Source organism: Sinorhizobium sp. 8-89, from assembly GCF_030124325.1.
Classification (GTDB): domain Bacteria; phylum Pseudomonadota; class Alphaproteobacteria; order Rhizobiales; family Rhizobiaceae; genus Sinorhizobium.
In genome coordinates this window covers 23,571-41,865 of sequence record NZ_JASKLR010000007.1, presented here as the reverse complement: position 1 = coordinate 41,865, position 18,295 = coordinate 23,571, and the positions used below count along the sequence as shown (strand labels likewise).

The following is an 18,295-nucleotide window of genomic DNA, read 5'->3' as shown; positions in this document are numbered from 1 at the left end:
TGATGACCGAGACAACAATCCCCGAATACCGTTCCTCCGAGACCGGCACTGGCCCTGTCGGTCAGCCGATCGCGCGCGTCGACGGACCGCTGAAAGTCACCGGCCGCGCGACCTACGCCTATGAGCACGCCGTGAATGGGGCCGCGTACGGCTACATCCTCGGCGCCGCCATCGCCAAGGGTCGTATCGCCGAGATCGACAGCGCGAATGCCGAGCAGGCGCCCGGCGTCCTTCATGTGATGACCTATCGGAACGCACCGGCCCAACCGGCATTCGGCCCCGCGGTCACGCCCACCGTGCCGGAGGTCTTTACCCGCGCGAGGCCCATGCTCAATAGCAACCGCGTTCGTTTCTACGACGAGCCGGTCGCGCTCGTCGTGGCGGAAACGTTCGAAGCGGCGCGCGCCGCCGCGGGGCTCATTCGGGTGCGCTATGAAGAGGAGCGCGGGGCCTTCGATCTGCCGGCGCGTCTCGCCGAAGCCTACGCGCCCCGGCGCACCAACGCCGGCTTCGAGACGGACAGCGCCGTCGGGGACTTCGACGGCGCCTTCGCCGCCGCTCCCGTCACGGTCGATGCGACCTACCGGACCCCCTACGAGCACCACAACCCCATGGAGCCGCATGCGACGCTCGCGCTCTGGTCGGGCGACGAGGTGACTGTCTATACGTCCGCACAGACGCTTGCCAATTTCCAGGCCGGCCTCGCCAGCACGCTCGGCATTCCGCGAGAGCGTGTTCGCATCGTCAGCCCATTCATCGGCGGTGGTTTCGGCTCCAAGTTGATCGTCCATGCCGACAGCGTGCTCGCCGCGCTCGCCGCAAGGGTCCTGCGCCGCCCGGTCAAGGTCGCGCTGACGCGGCAGCAGATGTTTGCCAATGCCGGTCATCGGGCGGAGATGGTCCAACAGGTGCGGCTCGGCGCGGACCGCGATGGGCGGCTGACGTCGATCTGTCATGATGTCTGGTCCGCGACGTCCGGCTTCGAGGAGTTCTGCGAGCAGACCGCGGTCTTCGGCCGCTCGCTTTACGCCGCGCCGAACCGGTTGACCCGCCACCGCCTCGTCCCCGTCGACCTTAATCGCGGCGAATGGATGCGTTCGCCGGGCGAGGCGCCAGGCATGCTCGCCTTTGAATCGGCGATGGATGAGCTCGCTGAAAAGCTCGGTCTCGATCCGATCGAACTCAGGATCCGCAACGAGCCGACTGTGGACCCGGAACAGGGCGTGCCGTTTTCAACACGCAACCTCGTCGCCTGCATGCAGGAAGGCGCGCGCCGCTTCGGCTGGGAACGCCGCAACCCGAGCCCGGGACGCATCCGCGAAGGCCGCAAGCTTATCGGCTACGGCATGGCGGCCGCCATCCGGCCGAACTATATCGGCGCGGGGACGGCCAAGGTGGCGATCGATGCAACCGGCCGCGTCACGGCTCGCCTCGACATGACCGATATCGGAACCGGCACCTACACCATCCTCACCCAGATCGCGGCGGAAAGCCTCGGGGTTCCGATCGCCGCAATCAAGGTCGAGCTCGGCGACAGCCGCTTCCCGCGCACGGCCGGCTCCGGCGGTTCCTGGGGAGCGGCGAGCGCGGGTTCGGCACTGCACCATGCCTGCAACGCCCTTAAGGAGAGAATCATGGAAGCGGCCCGATCTAGCGACCGCTCCCCGCTTCGAGGTGCGAACGACGTCGCACCGATCTTCGTCGGCGGGGAGATCCGGGTCGGCGACCGTTCCGTAAGCCTGGCCGATCTCATCGGCAGAATTGCTCCCCACGGCATGGAGGTCACCGGCTCGGTCGCCGCCGCGCGCGACACCGAAAGTTACAGGACCTACTCCCAGCACTCCTATGGGGCGCACTTCGCGGAAGTCGCGGTCGACAGCGACACGGGCGAGATCCGCATGCGCCGCATGCTGTCGGTGATCGGTGCGGGGCGCATCCTCAACCCCAAGACCGCACGCTCGCAGATCCTCGGCGGAATGACCTGGGGCATTGGTGCTGCGCTGATGGAGGAAACCGTTCTCGATCCCCGCTACGGCCATTTCGTCAACCACGACCTCGCCGAATATCATGTCCCCGTCCACGGCGATGTACCGGAGATGGAGGTCGTCTTTCTCGAGGAATACGACGACAAGGCCAATCCGCTCGGAGCCAAGGGGCTCGGTGAACTCGGCGTCTGCGGCGCCGGGGCGGCGATGGCCAACGCCATCTACAACGCGAGCGGTGTGCGCGTACGCGAGTTTCCGATCACCCTGGACAAGGTGCTCCCGGGCTTACCCGCGACGGCCATCTGACTCTGCCAACGGGACAGAGCGGTTGACGTCATCAGAAACCGTGAGCCGCTCCAAGTCCTGGAGATCACGCGATTCAAGCCGGAAATGCGTTGCACGCTGTTGCTTGATCAAGCGCGCCTACAGGATCGACCTAGAAGCACGTAACCGGAACAGGAACGAGAGGCCGAGGTCCACTCTGTGCCAAGAAGTAGACACTTTGCCCGGGATTATTGTCCTTCTCCCGGGTCTCCGCGGTAACAACCTGCCGACGATTTCAGGGATGCCCAGACTCGACTTAATCCGGGATCCGACCAAGGCGCGCTATCGCCGTCATCAGAGAAATCGTGCCGCGCCGGTGTTCGCTGTCGACCTGGCGAATAAACAGGCCGTTGGCGATTCCCTCATACATGCCGAGAAGCGCGCTCGCCACCTCGATGGGCACGCCTTCTTCGGCAAGCAGCGCGGCGCGGCGCTCCGGCGGGACCGGCACCGCCACTACCGGGCGGCCGAGAACGTCGGCGAAGGCCGACGCTACATCGCCGGCGCTCCAGTTTTCCGGCCCGGCTAGCTCAACGACCCGCTTCCCGGTCCACTCCTCGCACAGCACGGTTGCCGCCGCACGCCCGACATCGATCGTGCTCACCATCGGAATTTTCTGAGAGGGTTCGAGAAAGGTCGGCAGCACGCTTTCCGACATGACAGTTTCCGCCACCTCGCCCCAGGTCTCGACAAAATAGCCCGACCGCAGGAAGGCGGTCGCCGGTGCCACCGCGTCAAGCAGTGCCTCGAACCGGTTGAGGGTGGCGATGACGCCGGTGCCGGAGGCATGCTGCGCTCCGATGGACGACAGGACAACGGCCTTGGGCAGACGCGCCCGCCGTGCTGCATCAGCCAGCGCCGGGCCGAGTTCTTCCGTGCGGGCATAGGGATCACCGCTCACGGGCGGCGGATTGAGCAGGAACGCTCCCGACGCGCCCTTCAGCGCATCAGCCATCGCGTCGGTATCCTCGATGCTCGCGACGGCCACCTCAGCGCCAAGGGCTGTCCATTTTTCACCCTGTTCCCTGCGACGCAGAACGACACGCACGGCCTCGCCGCGTTCGATAAGAGCGCGCGCTACCTCGCCGCCGGCCCGTCCGTTTGCTCCAAGTACAACGTACATGATTGCCACTCCGTCTCGCTCGCTCGATAGAGGAACTAATAGGCGCGGGATTTCCATGCGTCCAATGCATGCTGTATATAGTCCGCATGCGCGAAGTGGATTTACGTCGGATCGACCTCAACCTGCTGGTGGCGCTTGAGGCACTGCTGGATGAGAAGAACGTCACACGGGCGGCCCACCGGCTCGGCATGAGCCAACCGGCCGCGAGCCGAGCGCTCGGGCGATTGCGCGCGGTGTTTTCGGACGCGCTGCTGGTCGATGGGCCCGGGGGCTACGTCCTCAGCTCGCGTGCCGAAGAGGTGCGCCCCATGCTGCGCAGGATACTGGCAGGTGTCGGGGAATTGTTGGAAGCGAACTCGTTCGATCCCGCGACGGCTACGGGCCGGATCCGGCTTCTTATGCCCGATCTCCAGGCCGCCGTGCTCGCGCCGCATTTGCTCGCCCGCTTCGCCCGCGAGGCACCCTCCCTCGATCTCGATATTGTCGCGCCGGGCATGAACGGGATCGAAGCACTGGAGCACGGTGTCGCGGATGCGATGGTGGCGCTGATCGACGAAGCGCCGGCCGGCATTCATCGACGCCGCCTCTATGACGAAGAGCTCGTGACCCTCATGCGGGCGCATCACCCTGCGCTCGCCGGAAAACTCACGCTCGACCGTTTCCTGGCGCTTGAGCATATCGTGGTGAGCGTCACCGGCGTCGGGCCTGCACCTGTCGATGAGGTGCTCGCGCGGATGGGGCGAACGCGACGAGTGAAGCTGCGCGTGCCGAACTTCTTCGCGGCGGTCGAGATCGCCGCTCGCTCCGACCTCATCATGACCCTGCCGTCGGGCCTGGCGCGAGCGGCCGCCAACATGAGGCGCTTCGTATCGTTGCCGCCGCCCCTCGATCTTGGGAGCTTCACAATGAGCCTCGCCTGGCACGCCCGCCAGCAAGACGCGCCCCGGCACATATGGTTGAGACGCGCCATTGTCACGGCGGCGATGGATATGTCATCGGCGATTGACGTTGGACGCTGAGGCCGCAAAGCGGGCCATGTCGCACAACTCGTCAAACCCGACTCTCCCCGTCCACCCGCCAGATATCGCCATCGGCACTTGGCGGATCTCACTCCGGGACTTTTCCCCGTTAGGCAGGCGGTCGTCCGCTACACTTTTGATTGCCTCAGTCACCTATGTCGTACACGCATCGAAATCCTATGTAGACAGCATAAAAATTCGCCGCTTTCCATTGCATGGCTTCGCGTCTTGTCTTGTCAGGGCCGTACCACCAAGATCCGCCCGCCGTCAGCGCATCACCGCCGCGACGGTCTGCCAGCCATTCCCAGGCATTGCCGCCAATTTCGTGGAGCCCGTTCACGCCCATGGCCGTCGCGCCGGCGGCAGCCAGGCGGGGCCATCGGTCGCCGGCATCTGTGTTGAGCCCGGCTGGGGTGTCGCCGGTCGGATAGGTGTAGGTACGGCCGGTCTCAAAGCTGCCAGTCGGTTTCTGCCGCGTCTCGGTGTAGGCTGCGAGCTGCCACTCCTCGGCGGACGGCAGCCGCCCATTTCGTTCTGAGCAGAAGTCGCGCGCCTCCGCCCAGGATACGTGAACGGCAGGCTCACTCGTGCTGGCAGGGTCTTCGCCGAAAGGTCGTCGGTACCACCATCCCGGCCGCCGTTCCCAGCCGGCGCCATATTCGAATCCGCCGCCGTCCCGCTCGGCGGCGGTTTTCATGCCCTTTGCTCGGGCGAATTCCTGGAACTCGCCGATCGTCACCTCGGTGCGATCGATCGCAAACCGATTGCCGATAGTAACGGGCTCTGCCAGCGCGGCGGAGAGCGGGATCAAAAGGCTCATCGGGAGGGCGCGCAGCATCACGTGTTTCCATCCTCATGTCTGGCGGAAGGGCCAGGCCACGACACCGCCATAACTCTTGCCGGGGTAAGGCGGACCTTTCAACGTGTTGGCGAATTCCGGCAATTCCATCATGTGGGCCACCATGCGGCGGCGAAGATCAGGATCCGGCAAGTCGCCGTAAAGCGCACCCATATTGTCGGCCAGATGGTCTGGACTGCTCGTCGCCGGGATGACCACAGTGACAGCAGGGTGGGATATGGCGAACTTCAGGAAAAATTGCGCCCAGCTTTCGGCGCCGAAGTCCGCGGCAAAACCTGGCAGTTCGCGGCCCGCCACACAGGTGAAGAGCCGTGCCTTCTCAAACGGGATATTGACCTGGACTGCGACCCCGTTGTCGATGCAGGCGGGAAACAACCGTTCCTCCGCCTGTCTGGAGAAGATCGTGTAGTTGACCTGGATGAAGTCCAAATTGCCGGTCCTCACCAGCCGCTCCAGCGTATCGTAATACTCCGCGCTCCATTGCGTCGCGCCGATGTAGCGCACCCGGCCCTGGTCCTTCCATTGCCGGAGAAGGTGAAGAACCTGATCGTGATTTTCGAGGCTATGAACCTGCTGTACGTCCATGCGGTTGCGCCAGAGTCTCTCGGCTGACCGACGGAACTGGGCTTCAGAATGACTGTTGTCTGAAAGCCACTCCCCAGTTGTCCAAGTCTTGTTCGTGATGAAGATTTCATCGGCAATGCCGAGTTCGATGATGAAATCCCCGACGCTGACCTCCGACATACCATACAGGGGTGACGTGTCGATCACGCGCCCGCCAGCCTCGTAGAAGCGACGGATGACTTCGCGGATGTGACTGCGCGGCTCGCCGGGCATGATGTCGAACGTCTCGAAGGTTCCGAGCCCTACCGCGGGGATCATTTCACCCGTTTTCGGAATAGCGCGCATGATCGGCGACGCGGATTGCGCTCGCGCGATCCGGGGAACGCCAACGGCGCCGAGCGCGGCAGCAGTTGCCAGTGCGCCGACGCCCTTCAGCATGTTTCTACGGTTGATAAAGGCATTGTCGCGAGCCATGTCATCCTCGTTTCCGAATTGAAGAATTCCAATCTAACGAGATTGACCTGCCCCTGCGCGCGTGATCCTGACCTGAGTGATCGGATTCTGACCCGATTTGAGAAGTCACAGGCTGCGCCTGTACTGCTGCGGCGCCACGCCCATGATCGAACGGAAGGTTCGTGCGAAATGGCTTGGGCCCGCAAAGCCGCTATCGAGCGCAATCTCGATGACGGTTTTATCGGTTTGAGCCAAAAGCGCGAGTGCCCTTTCCACACGCTTCCGGTTCACATATTCCAAAGGAGACTGGCCGTTTGTCTGCCGAAAGGCCCTGTGGAAGTAGCCTTCTGACAAACCGGCGATCGCAGCAAGCTCGGTAATGCGGATGTGACCGGTAAGCCGGCTCTCGATGTAAGCGGTGACGTCACGCACCTGCCGTGGTGTCAATCCGCCGCTGACATGGGGAGCCGTCCTACCGGCAACCCCGCTTCGGTGTACGAGATACGTGCGCAGCGCAAGCGTCATCGCATCGCAGTAGGTGACATCCAAGGCGGAGTCTTTCTCGTATAGCCCCTGAAACTGGGACAGCATGCCAAAGAGAAAGTCGTCCCGCCTTGTAGTGAAAGGCTTCTCAGAAAGCCTGGGCCCTCCGTCGACAGGCAGGGCAATCGCTGCCCACTCCCAGGAGACGTTCCTCAGCCTCAGCCTCCGGGCGCAATTGGCCGGAAGGTAGGACACGTAACCCGGCCGGTCGCTACCGGAAAAACGAAAGCCCTCGTCGGTCACATACTCGTGGAGTTGGGCCCCACCTTTCAAGGTCGCCATGACCAGGTGCACGTCACTGCTTATGTGGCCTTCCACGCTATCCGCATGCCCGCGTCGTCCGGTCTCGAAGGCGCCACCGCGCCAAGTGAAGCGGCGACGTTGATCTGCATCTGGCCTGACCCTCCACACCTGTTCGTCCCGCGTTTTGAGAAGCATCCGATCAAACTCCGTCGTTCACTAGAAGGCCAAGGATCGTGCAGCGTAGGCTGACTGCCCAATCAACTCCCCGTTACGAATGATCACGCCGGAAAAGATCGCCCTGCATCCTGAGTAGCCGCAGACGAACGATGGCGCTGACGTGGGACTAAGATGGCATGTTTGGCGGCCGAAGAGACACCGCCTCGAGCGAAAAGGGGAACAGGCCCGCTCGGGAAAAGAGGCTCTAATGGCGAGTGACCGCTCGCGCCGTCTGCCGCAATCGATGTCGTCCTCGAAGAGCGCTTCGAATACATAGGCGAGGCCGACGCATCGACCGTTGCTGCCGTCGCCGGCAAGCGCGAGGAGCGGCGGGTTGCAGCCGAGAGCGGCAATCGGTGGCTTGCCCCCTTGCCACCGCGCTGACAGCCAATCAGCAGGTGCTCGCGGACGTCTGATGCACGCGCGGACGTTTACCGCTCCGGATGGCAAAGAAAATACTTGCCCTGACGAGGGCGACGTGGTCGGTCGAAGGAAGATATGGCCCAGGACGGCGCAAAGGAGGAAAGCAGAGCCGCTGTCGGGCATGGCCATGCTGTGACGGCGAATGCTCAGTTGAACGAAAACACTCAGACTTGGCGGGGGCGCCGCCGGCAAGTAATTACGTCATGCAAGTCGCTCGTACACACCCACTCGGCCGCTCGGCCTCGTTGAAGAGCAAGAGAAGAACCGGTTCTGCAGAAATGCGCAGCAGGCGAGGAATGGAGCAAATGACCACAAATGTTTTGGCAGCCAGCGGCGGCGTTAAGCAAGTGATCTGCATCAATTGGGGAACGAAGTATGGAGCCCCATTCATAAACAGACTTTACGCGATGGTGGCTCGCAACATTACGCCGCCATTCACCTTCACTTGCTTTACCGACAACCGTGCAGGTTTGCACCCGGAAATACTTTGCGAAGACTTGCCCCCGCTCGACGTGGAGAACATGCCTACAAATACCAGAGGCATTTGGCCAAAGGCCCGACTCTGGGGGACAACGCTGGGAAAGCTGAAAGGTCCAGTTCTTTTTCTCGATCTAGATCTCGTGATCGTTTCCTCGCTCGACGCATTTTTTGAGATTGGCGAGGCGGATGACATCGTCATGGCGAGAAATCAAACGACGCCCTTTGAGCGCCTCGGGCAAACGTCGCTCTTCCGCTTTCCCGTTGGGAAGCTCGTGCCGCTGCAGGAAAAATTTCGATCAGATCCACAGGGCGTAGCCGACGAGTACCGTTACGAGCAGCGCTTCGTAAGCCGCAACGCCCCGGGGGGCATAACATTCTTCCCACGAAAATGGGTTCTCCATTTTCGCCAGGACTGCCGTTGGCCATTCCCGCTCAACTACTTTCTTGCCCCACGTCTGCCGAGCGATGCACGTGTCGTTATTTTCCCGCGAGGCCTGCATCCACAGCATGCGATCGAGGGGCGATATGGAACCAAGGGTCCCCGCAAGACGGCGTTCAAACACATAGCGGGCATCTTCGATACGAAACAACGAAAGAACAAGGGCGCGCTGCAATATCTCCGACACTATATTCGTCCGACGCCTTGGGTGGCCGAGCACTGGCGCGAATAAGCGTGCGGCCCCTTTCGGACGCACAAAGGACGCTATGGCACCTTGCCGCAGCGTCTTACGGGCGGTTGAGCTTCGAACGGATTACCGAGGCGATCCTGCGCGTTTCGTCGAGAGGCTCGTAGCTGTAGGATTCGAGCTTTCCTTCGAACGGCCGCGTCAGCCGGAGTGTCTCGTGCAGGTCCCGGTGATAGCGCTCGAACTTGTCCAGCCGCGGGCCAACGACGGGGCTTAAGTCAAGTGTAAAGACCGGCTTGCCCGTCGCCAGAGCCTCGCAGGGCATTGTGATCGAGTCCTTTGCGATCAAGAACGCGTCGGCGGCGGCCATGTAGTCGAGATATGGGTTCTCGCTTCGCCTGTCCCACACGGCGATGTTTTCGCTGTTGAGTGCCGACAGGGCCTGCTGAGTGTGGTCTTCAGATCTGCGTGAGACCGACACAACGATGCGCCAACCCTCTTTCTCCAATTGCTCGATGGCGCGTTTTATATTCTGGTGGGTTCTGTCGTCATATACATATGCGCCATTCGAGCCACCTACGAAGACGGCGGCTATTGGGCGGCCGTCCGGCGAGAATCGTTTGCGCGCGGCATCCCTGAGAGGCGCCAACCGCGCCCAGGTAATCTGATGCGGTACTCCGACCATTGAATGATAGTTCGGCCGCTCTTTCAATTCGTCTACCCAATCGTGACGAGAGACGAAAACGAGATCATATCCTTCGATGCGCGGACGTTGGAGGTGCACGGTCAGAGGTTTGCCGCCATAGGCCGCCTTAATATCAAGAACTGCCGGCTCAGCCCGAAAACCGCAGGAGATTACCAACTCGGGACGCTGTTCCTTTTTGCGAAAGAGCCTGGGTTCGAACAGCTTCCTCAGGCCGCGGGCCCGACTGATCAATTTGACCACGGGTTCCCGGTGAAACTCTTTTCCAACGCCAAGGCACTGCGTGAGCGTTCCCGCCTTGCTTTCCGCCACCGCCCATACGCAGGTCGTGTTCGACGTTGTCATCGCTTTATCTTGCAAGCCTTAACTCCGATCTGACGCTTACTTCATTCCGCGCGTTACCCTTGCGCTGGCTCAAATCACTGACCGAGATCGATCCCATTTTCGTCGATGAATTCGAGCATGCTGCGGTCTTCGACGACGTTGGATTCAATATACTTGATGGTGGTAGCGACCTTGTTGCGGTATTTCTCTGCAGATCCGTCGAAAGACCAGCCTCTGTCTGTCTTTTCCTTCAGCTCCTCGACCGACTTCGCGTAATAGTGGTTGAGCTGTACGAACTCCGCAGAGTAAAATTCGGCAGCCTTCCGCTTCTTCTTTGATACCACTTTCCCCGCATCATTTGCGGTTCTGTCGCCGTAGGAACGTGTTTGGAAGTGATGCACGCCCACTTTCGTGACCTCGACCGGATCGATAATGCACTTGAAATTACTTGCGTCGAGGTTCTGCTGCATCGGATCGGCGACCCGCATTTTGTAATTGAGGCATATGGGCCCTGCTGGTCGGGCGACATGACCGCTATGGCCGAACATGTGCCAGGGCAAGGAAATATTCGGAAACCCACCTGCTCCTCGTAGGGCTTCCTCTAGCGTCCGACCTTTCTTGGGAAGCAAGAATTCATCGACGTCGATGAACGCCATACGATCATATCTGCCGCCAAAGTTTAGAATCGCATGTGCGAAGGCAATCGTCTGCCCGTTCAAAAACTCACCACTTTCCTCGTCCCGCATGCGCATTTTCCAAGGGACGACGGTCAGTTCCTGGGGCTTCAATACCCGCTGAAGCACACCGAGCGTGCCATCAGTCGAGCCGTCGTCATAGACATGAAAATGTCGAACACCGACAGCTTGGTGAAAACGCACCCACTCCTCGATGTAGCTAGCTTCGTTTTTCACGCAGGCGACAATCGCAATGCCACGTCGATTCAGTTCTGCTGCCGGAGGCGTGATAGCAAGTTCTCTCGTAAGATGCCGTTTAGCCTTCAGTCCAAACATCTACGCCCCTTGGTTGCTAAACATGGAGTGGCTCATTTGTTGGCCGCATCTTAAGTCGCCGCAGAAGGAAGGGGAACTTTCAGCGCCGTTGAACATGCATTTTCCCGACTTATCAAGCGTACCTGCTTTGATTTGGAATACATCACCCTTTATAGATGGGGCGAGCCGAACTTGGAATCCGAGCCTCGGAAATATCGAGAAGGCGCGCTGAAAGCACGCTAAGGTTGGGATGGGTTGTGAATGGACTTTCCCGCTTCCGGAACGACGGAGAAGTTGACGACAACGGAGCAATGGCGTGCACTGTTTTCGGCGTTCTCACACATCATTCTCGTCGCCAACAGCGACCAGGTTAGCGTCAAGGCACTTGAGGCCGAATATCCGCGGACGGCTCTCTTTGTATTCTTCAACAAGGTCTACAAGGTTCTTGACGAACAATTTTCCGGCCGCTCCCTACTGATCTCACGCGCCCAGCCAAGAGGCGCCAACATCGTCTACCGACAAGAGGTCGCTGACGTCGTCAAGCTGTTCGCGCCCCAAGCGTTTCTAGGCATCATGAACATCCGCCTGGCGGCGAGCGAGAGATTGAACACTAGTTCGGATTACCTGGGGACGCCCACCGGCCATTTGGATTTGACGGGCTTCTGCGCGGACTTTTACCCGCAGGATAAAGTCCCCACAAGCGGCTTCGCCATCGCCCTGTGGCTGGTGGACCAGGCGCTTCCGGCCGAGATCGTTCTGGCGGGGTTCTCGGCAAAGCGCAGCGAAAAGTGGCGGGTGGTGGCTGTTCATGACTGGACTTTCGAGCAGGTCTTCTTGCGCCTCTTTGCAAGAGTGGGCAAGCTGACGATGCATGGTGGTATCACGACAAACAGTTACACATCGCTCGCTTCGCGCTTCCCGGAATTGCCCGCTGCTGAAATCTCCTCGACGATCGCTGAAGTCTTGTCATCGCGACTGAGCCAGACCGATGCGCAAGTCGACAAGTTGATTTCTTTGACAAACGTATTGCGATCCATTGACGAATTATTACGGCGGCTGAAGCCGAAGTTTCCAAGGAAAACGAAGGCGTAGTAGCATCAAATTTCCGAGTATCGATTTCCGGTGAGGATAAATGGGATCATGGATCTCCGACGCGCGCAAGCGCATATACCGAAATCTGAAGTACCGCATAATGCGTCCGGATCCGCCGGCTGCGCCCTTTCGATTCAATAGTCCCGTCGTGGTCGTCGGGTCCGCTCCTGTGTCCCATAAACCGGCCGGATTGGACGAGAGCTTCAGGATCATTACCGTGAACGGCTCTCAATCGGTCATCAGCAAGTGGGGCGTCGATGCGCCCGATATAACCATGATGATGTTCAACCAGGTCGAAGGAACCACTCCGAATGCGGTTGAAGTCAGGCGTGTGCTAACGGGGCAGCGCACCGGGACGCTCTATGTATTTCTCTGGCGAAAGGACGACCGCGCGCGGCTGGAGGAGGGCTTAAGGGCGTTCGATTACAAATACGACCGGCTGGAAATCGTTGACCGATACGAGCGGATGGCGTTGCTGGACCGCGTGGCGAATTTGCGTTCCCTCGAGATGGACGCGGATTCCAAATGCTCGAATGGAATGAACGCGGTTCTCTTTGCCCTTTATAACGGTGCCCCCGCCGTCATCATTACTGGTATAAACCCGAACTCAACCGGTCATGTGTATAATTCAGCGGGTTTGACACGTCTTCACGTTCACATGGACAAAGCTCTCGTTTCGAAGTTGATTAGTGAGGGGCGCCCGATCTTCACGGCGGATCCGCCGGTTTCGGAAGAGCTCGGCATACCGTTGTGGACCGATCCAAGCCGCTGAAATTTCTTGCACTCACGTCGTTGTCATTTGCCTGCCCGACGCCTGCGATAAGGAAATCAATGCGCTCGAACCGCCCCTTTTCCCGTTCTTGCATCAAGATCGCCGTTCGTCTGCTACTAGGACATTCCAGGGCACACGTGCAGGACTGGTTTCCCGGTCTCAAGCTCGAGCGTGCGACTGCAGATCGCGATGGCATGATCCAGTATCGGGGCGAGTTGGTGGGACATCTCACGAGCCACTCGCGCGCCCTGGAGGCAAAATCATCGAGCGTGCTTATCGTCGGCTCCGGTCCTTCGATTGCGCAATGCGACCTCACCCGCGCAGATGAGTCTTCCTGCATTCTCTTGAACGGCGCAGTGCATCTTTTTCCCGCGGTAATAGCAAAGCCCCTGGCGGTTGCAATTGAAGACGAGCGGTTCGTATGGAGACACTTCGATCTCATGAAGCGGGTCCCGGCCGGATGCGTGTGTCTCTTGTCGGTGAGCGTCATAAGGGCGATCTGTGAATTGGACAGCACATGGTTGCGAGATAAAACGATCGTATTGATCGATAACTTACGAAAGCCATATGGGTTGGCACGCCGAGACACCGTGGAACTGCGCAAGCTGTCCCATGTGAGGTTGAGCGAGGACGGTGCGATAGGGTTTTCTGAGGATCCCTCCGCCGGCGTCTTCCAGGCAGGCTCAGTGGCCGTTTCAGCTACACAGTTTGCCGTCGCTTGGAAGCCTCGCGCGATCGGGTTCGTGGGGATCGATATCAGTAATGCTGATGAGCCCAGATACTATGAAACAACCGATAAAGCCTATTCGGGAATCATCACGGCCCAAAAATGGATTATCGACCATCTGGTAATGGCTCGGAGCATAGCCGTCGAAAGCGGCATCGAGATCGCAAATTACTCGCCGGTCTCGGCGCTTATCGAGGTGGGGTTTGGCTACGACGCGACGTTAGCCAAAACTGACTGACGTTTTAGCTGGGATTGGAAGCGAAGGTGCATCGAAGAACTGACATCGGGGCAGGGCGGCAGATCGTCTCCACCGCCCCGATGAAATGCTCATGGCGTCGCGCGATTAAGACAATCGCTGCGTTACATGAAGAACGCGATCACGTGCAGCCAACCATTCCTCGGCGTAGTCATCGTTCTTGTATTCATCGAAGTAAGGCCCGCCATCTGTGAAATGGACAAGCTTTGCATCCGGCGAATATTCGTACTCGTTGACGAGCCAGTTCCAGTTCGCCGGCAGTTCGCCGATCAGGTCGTCGGAATCCAGCCATTTGAACTGATGCAACTCCAGCCCGGTAGCAGTATTGACGTAATCCAGATCCAGCTTTCGGCACTTGGCATTGTTGAACAGGATCACGCTCGACCAGTTCTTCTTTTCGTACTTGGTCTGGACCTGCCCCAGGAACTTCGTTTCGACTTTCGGAACGTAGTTGTGTTTTACGCACATCGCCGCGTAGCGATCGTCTCTCAGCTCCCACAACTGGGCGATGTCAGTTCGCATCAGCATGTCGCAGTCGACGAAAAGCGACCAACCTTCGTAGCTGCTCAAATACGGCACGAGGAATCGCGAAAAGGAAAATTCGGTAGATTGGAGAGGATTCCGCTCGCGCGTAAAAATCCTCTCGACGTTGTTCAGGGATATTGGCGTGAACGAGACCGGGATGGAGCTCTTTTCCAGAATACTTTGGCAAAGAACATGATAGGCAACGACTTCCTTGCTATCGAAGCCGATGTAAATATGAGCACTTTGCGTCATCACACCTCCGATTATAGGTAGGCTTCAAAACTTCCTGGGTCTGGCTTGTTCCTCAAAGCGGCGAAACGACTTGAACTGACTTTTGATTTGCGTCTCAACCCAATAACCGGTTTAGCCAAAAATGGCGGCGGCGTGAAGCCTGGGACAGCGGATAACGTTTATCTCGCCGGCATACACCACTTCCATGTCGCAGTGTCTCGTCCCTGTGGATGAAGCGAAATCTTGTGCTTTGTAGTTGGTAGCCATAGGAGGGCGTCTGGCAAATTCCTCCAACTTCGCCTAGTAGCTGTCGCTTGCCCGCGGGATTACGACCAGTACGGGCGAGGACGATGGGAGGGGGAATGCGCAGTCTCCTGGTTCGACGACCGAATCTCTTATACGTTCTGATTGCCGGTTATTGCCTGCTGAGCATCGTCTTGAAAATTCTGCGCCCGGATTCGCTCGAGATCGACGAGTCCGAACAAGCTCTGCTCTCTCAATATCTGCTCCTCGGATACGGAACCCAGCCACCCTTCTACAACTGGCTTCAATATGGAGTCGTGGCCCTATTTGGAATCTCCGTCGCATCGCTGACTGTCGTAAAAGCCGGATTTCTGTTCCTCTTTCTTCTATTCTACGGCTTTACCGCGCGTGTACTCGCGAGCAGCGAGTTCGCCCCGGCGGTGGCGGTGCTGGGCGTCCTGACGCTCCCACCAGTTTTCCTTCTGTCGCAGCGCGACCTGTCCCATACCGTCGCAGCATTATTTGCGGTGTCGCTCTTCCTTTATGCCTTTTTTCGAGCTCTAAAGAGACCGCCCCGGCTTGGCCGCCACTTGCTTGTCGGCGCTGCCGTAGGGCTCGGGGCGATTTCGAAATACAACTTCGTTATACTCCCCCTCGCGGCATTGCTTGCCGTTTTGCCGGAAGCGATGCTGCGCAAACACTTGTTTGACTGGCGTGTACTCGCTTCGGCTGCGGTTTGCGTGTTGATTGTGGCACCCCATGCCTTCTGGATCGTCAACAATATAGGCCATGCCACGGGTGTCACTGTCGCTGAGATGAAGGAGGGGGCCGGCGACGCGCTGCCGCACGCGATCCAGGGGCTCGTTTCGCTGGCATTTGCAACGCTGAAGGGTGTCGCGCTGACCCTCGCCGTCTTCGGCTCCATCTTCCATGCGGATCTCGGAAAGATCCTTCGCGCCGAAAGTCTCTGGACGAGGGTCGTCGGCAGGATGCTTCTTGCCTGCTTCCTCATTGTAGCGGTTATCGTCGTCGCAATGGATGCGACCCACATTCGGCCGAAGTGGCTGGCGCTTTTTACGGCGCTTTTCCCGCTTTATCTCACGCTGAAAATCGATGCCGCCGGTCTGGATCCTGCTCGGCGCCTTCCCGCGCTTCTTTCGATAGCGGGCGTCCTCTCCGTCGGCGCCATCCTGATGCTGTGGGCAAGGGTCTTCATCGGTCCGATGATCGGCGACTATTCCTTCGCGCACACGCCCTATAGCGGCTTTGCCACCGCTGTGCGCGCTGAGCCCGGTCCGCCACCGGTGGCTATTGTAGTCGACGACCGGATCGTGGCGGGCAACTTCAGAATTCAGTTTCCCGACACTCCGATTATCCTGACCGGATTTTCCCAAGGGGCGGAGAAACGGCTTCCGGCGGGACGAATTCTGGCTGCTTGGTCGGCAGAGGGTCGAGGGCTCGAAGCGATCCCTCCTCGCATTTCGGTCCTGCTGGAATCCATACCCATCAGAATGGTCGATTCGAAGCCGACGATGGTCTCAGTTCCCTACAACGCCGGGCGCCCGGGCGACGTATACACCTTTGCCTATGTTTGGGCGGACCTCCGGTGAAGCCGGTCCGGGCCGGCCGAGCCGTCCATGTTGGCGGCAATGTCGCTTCTATCACGAACGAAAGGCAGACCGATGTGCTCAGAGAGCTCCAACTCGGTCGTGAAAACATTTCCTCGATCTTTCAAACGCGTCAGAACGAAGGTGTCTTCTGCGATCTGCCGCCGGATTCTCCCCTTGTCGTCGTAAGAATGGCCCATCTTGGTGACTGAGAACCCGGCGAGGGTCACAGACGGCACCCCCATGAAAAGTCCGTAGCAGACGGCGGCAACTCCGTTCGTCACCTTGCCCAACTCTCCAATATCGGAGGGAAGCCCGCCACTCACGAGGTCGACGATGGCCTCGCGCTCATCCTTGGTGGCGCGCATCAGGCTCTTGTAACGCACGCGCGGCATTGAAAGAAGTTTCAGGTACATCATCCAAAGAGGCCTCGTGTGGAGCCATAACAGGCCTCTCGTCCTTACATAGGGATGCTCTTCCCACGACTTCTTCCGCTTCCGGAATGTCAAATCGGCGCGCGGGAGACCTAGTGCGTTGGCCGTCTTGCCCGAGTTATTAACGTCAACGCGCGCGCAATGTCCTATCAGGTCCGGTGGTATCGTGGGGGACGGTGCGGAGCCGAGGACCAACCACGGCCTATCGAGAATCCCGAGCCGCGAGAGCCAGCGGCGGTGCTTTTCTCGCAATGTTTCAAGCGCGTCAGGTTCAATCGTCATCACGAGTTCCAATTGGCCAAGTAGCGAAGGCGAGATTGACTTACGGGCTGCCATCTTATGTCTCGCACAAGCCCGGCCACGTGTCCATTCGCCACTCAGTCTTCGTTTTCGGGCTGTGGGCAGTATGCAACTTCCTGGTTTTTCTGTCGGTCACGCGCCAAAAAGTGTGGGATATACTCGCAAACTCGCACAATTTAGCCATTTTGATTTGATTTCGAAGGCTTCAACTCCAGCCATCGATAGTTTCGGGCAGTGTAGAAATGGATATGATTGTAAGCGACGCGATACTGGCGTCGATCCGTCGCACGGTTGCCACTGCTGCTGACGGGATAGATGCGCTGGCGGTTTGTCTCGAGGCTGACGCGGCCCTGCGTAGCAGTTTTGTCGACGCGGTCGAACTGGTCGCCTCGAGGAGTGGCCGCGTCGTGGTCGCGGGCATAGGCAAGAGCGGACACATCGGACGCAAGATCGCCGCAACGCTCGCTTCTACCGGCACCTCTGCCTATTTCGTGCATCCGACGGAAGCAAGTCACGGCGATCTCGGCATGATCACGGCACAGGATCTGCTTATTCTGCTTTCATGGTCCGGTGAGACCGTCGAACTCGGCAACATGCTCACCTACGCCAAGCGCTTCAATGTTCCCGTTATTTCCGTCACTTCGAATGCCGACAGCATAATCGCGCGCAACTCGACGGTGCCGATCGTCCTGCCGAAAGTGTCGGAGGCATGCCCTCATGGGCTAGCCCCGACCACGTCCGCGATGCTGCAGTTGGCGGTGGGAGATGCTCTCGCGATAGCCTTGCTTGAGCGGAGAGGATTTTCGGCTCAGGACTTCAAGACGTTTCACCCCGGCGGCAAGCTCGGTTCTCAGTTGCTTCTTGCACACGAGCTGGCCCATTCGGGGGAAGCCGTGCCCCTATTGCCAATTGGCAGTCCAATGGGCGAGGCGCTCATCCAGATGTCCTCGAAGGGTTTCGGGGTCGTCGGTGTAGTTGGTAGCGACGGTGATCTTGTTGGGGTGATTACCGACGGGGATCTGCGGCGGCATATGTCGGAGGATCTTTTGCTGCTCACTGTCGAGACCGTGATGTCACATATGCCAAGGGTGATTACGGGTGGAATGCTGGCCAGCGCGGCAATGGAAATGATGCAGTCGCAAAAGATCACGGTGCTATTCCTGATCGATGATTTGCGTCGGCCGCTCGGCATCTTGCACGTCCACGATCTTCTGCGTGCCGGCGTTGCGTAAGG

General features: G+C 59.3%; 16 protein-coding genes. 8 read left to right on the top strand and 8 right to left on the bottom strand.

Annotated features, from left to right (window positions below; translation table 11 throughout):
- Positions 1–2 precede the first annotated feature (2 nt).
- Positions 3–2,291 (top strand): xanthine dehydrogenase family protein molybdopterin-binding subunit, encoded by a 2,289-nt coding sequence (locus QN219_RS15545; protein ID WP_284000631.1) that lies wholly within the window; start codon positions 3–5, stop codon positions 2,289–2,291.
- Between the two features lie 274 nt (positions 2,292–2,565).
- Here the strand turns inward: QN219_RS15545 and QN219_RS15540 are convergent, their stop codons facing one another.
- Positions 2,566–3,432: an NmrA family NAD(P)-binding protein gene (locus tag QN219_RS15540; RefSeq protein WP_284000630.1), complete on the bottom strand. Its 867-nt coding sequence runs from the start codon at positions 3,430–3,432 to the stop codon at positions 2,566–2,568.
- An 86-nt stretch (positions 3,433–3,518) separates the two neighbouring features.
- Between QN219_RS15540 and QN219_RS15535 the strand changes: the two genes are divergently transcribed.
- A complete protein-coding gene (locus QN219_RS15535; protein ID WP_309486595.1) occupies positions 3,519–4,451 on the top strand; it encodes a LysR family transcriptional regulator in 933 nt (310 codons plus the stop codon).
- Between the two features lie 145 nt (positions 4,452–4,596).
- Here the strand turns inward: QN219_RS15535 and QN219_RS15530 are convergent, their stop codons facing one another.
- The 3 genes from QN219_RS15530 to QN219_RS15520 all read right to left on the bottom strand — a co-directional run bounded on the left by QN219_RS15530 (position 4,597) and on the right by QN219_RS15520 (position 7,308).
- Positions 4,597–5,289, bottom strand: coding sequence for a formylglycine-generating enzyme family protein (locus QN219_RS15530; protein WP_284000626.1), 693 nt, complete (start codon positions 5,287–5,289; stop codon positions 4,597–4,599).
- A gap of 15 nt (positions 5,290–5,304) precedes the next feature.
- Entirely contained in the window at positions 5,305–6,348 is a 1,044-nt protein-coding gene (locus QN219_RS15525; protein ID WP_284000624.1) for an aldo/keto reductase, read from the bottom strand.
- A 105-nt stretch (positions 6,349–6,453) separates the two neighbouring features.
- Positions 6,454–7,308, bottom strand: coding sequence for an AraC family transcriptional regulator (locus QN219_RS15520; protein WP_284000622.1), 855 nt, complete (start codon positions 7,306–7,308; stop codon positions 6,454–6,456).
- Positions 7,309–8,057: 749 nt separating this feature from the next.
- On the opposite strand from QN219_RS15520, the gene QN219_RS15515 reads away from it, so the two are divergent.
- The gene (locus tag QN219_RS15515; protein WP_284000621.1) at positions 8,058–8,903 is read left to right on the top strand and encodes a glycosyl transferase; all 846 of its coding nucleotides are present in this window, start codon (positions 8,058–8,060) and stop codon (positions 8,901–8,903) included.
- A gap of 55 nt (positions 8,904–8,958) precedes the next feature.
- Here the strand turns inward: QN219_RS15515 and QN219_RS15510 are convergent, their stop codons facing one another.
- Positions 8,959–9,906 carry a mitochondrial fission ELM1 family protein gene (locus QN219_RS15510; protein ID WP_284000620.1) on the bottom strand — a complete coding sequence of 316 codons (948 nt, stop codon included), beginning with the start codon at positions 9,904–9,906 and terminating at the stop codon, positions 8,959–8,961.
- 74 nt (positions 9,907–9,980) lie between these two features.
- Complete coding sequence (locus tag QN219_RS15505; protein ID WP_284000619.1) at positions 9,981–10,895, bottom strand: glycosyltransferase family 92 protein; 915 nt, start codon at positions 10,893–10,895, stop codon at positions 9,981–9,983.
- A 240-nt stretch (positions 10,896–11,135) separates the two neighbouring features.
- On the opposite strand from QN219_RS15505, the gene QN219_RS15500 reads away from it, so the two are divergent.
- Genes QN219_RS15500 through QN219_RS15490 form a run of 3 tightly spaced genes read left to right on the top strand, consistent with a single transcriptional unit; the run spans position 11,136 to position 13,703 of the window.
- Positions 11,136–11,966 (top strand): 3-deoxy-manno-octulosonate cytidylyltransferase, encoded by an 831-nt coding sequence (locus QN219_RS15500; RefSeq protein WP_284000618.1) that lies wholly within the window; start codon positions 11,136–11,138, stop codon positions 11,964–11,966.
- 40 nt (positions 11,967–12,006) lie between these two features.
- On the top strand, positions 12,007–12,738 hold the full coding sequence (locus QN219_RS15495; protein ID WP_284000617.1) for a membrane-anchored protein: 732 nt from the start codon (positions 12,007–12,009) through the stop codon (positions 12,736–12,738).
- A 59-nt stretch (positions 12,739–12,797) separates the two neighbouring features.
- Positions 12,798–13,703, top strand: a complete 906-nt coding sequence (locus QN219_RS15490) for a glycosyl transferase (protein WP_284000616.1) — start codon at positions 12,798–12,800, stop codon at positions 13,701–13,703.
- Between the two features lie 105 nt (positions 13,704–13,808).
- Here QN219_RS15490 and QN219_RS15485 read toward each other — a convergent pair whose 3' ends face one another.
- On the bottom strand, positions 13,809–14,498 hold the full coding sequence (locus QN219_RS15485) for a glycosyltransferase (RefSeq protein ID WP_284000615.1): 690 nt from the start codon (positions 14,496–14,498) through the stop codon (positions 13,809–13,811).
- Positions 14,499–14,839: 341 nt separating this feature from the next.
- On the opposite strand from QN219_RS15485, the gene QN219_RS15480 reads away from it, so the two are divergent.
- Positions 14,840–16,330 (top strand): glycosyltransferase family 39 protein, encoded by a 1,491-nt coding sequence (locus QN219_RS15480; protein ID WP_284000614.1) that lies wholly within the window; start codon positions 14,840–14,842, stop codon positions 16,328–16,330.
- Here the strand turns inward: QN219_RS15480 and QN219_RS15475 are convergent.
- A complete protein-coding gene (locus QN219_RS15475) occupies positions 16,306–17,043 on the bottom strand; it encodes a hypothetical protein (protein WP_284000878.1) in 738 nt (245 codons plus the stop codon). The two genes, QN219_RS15480 and QN219_RS15475, sit on opposite strands and share 25 nt — an antisense overlap.
- Before the next feature lie 260 nt (positions 17,044–17,303).
- Here QN219_RS15475 and QN219_RS15470 point away from each other — a divergent pair, with 260 nt between their 5' ends.
- Positions 17,304–18,293, top strand: a complete 990-nt coding sequence (locus tag QN219_RS15470; RefSeq protein WP_284000613.1) for a KpsF/GutQ family sugar-phosphate isomerase — start codon at positions 17,304–17,306, stop codon at positions 18,291–18,293.
- Positions 18,294–18,295 lie beyond the last annotated feature (2 nt).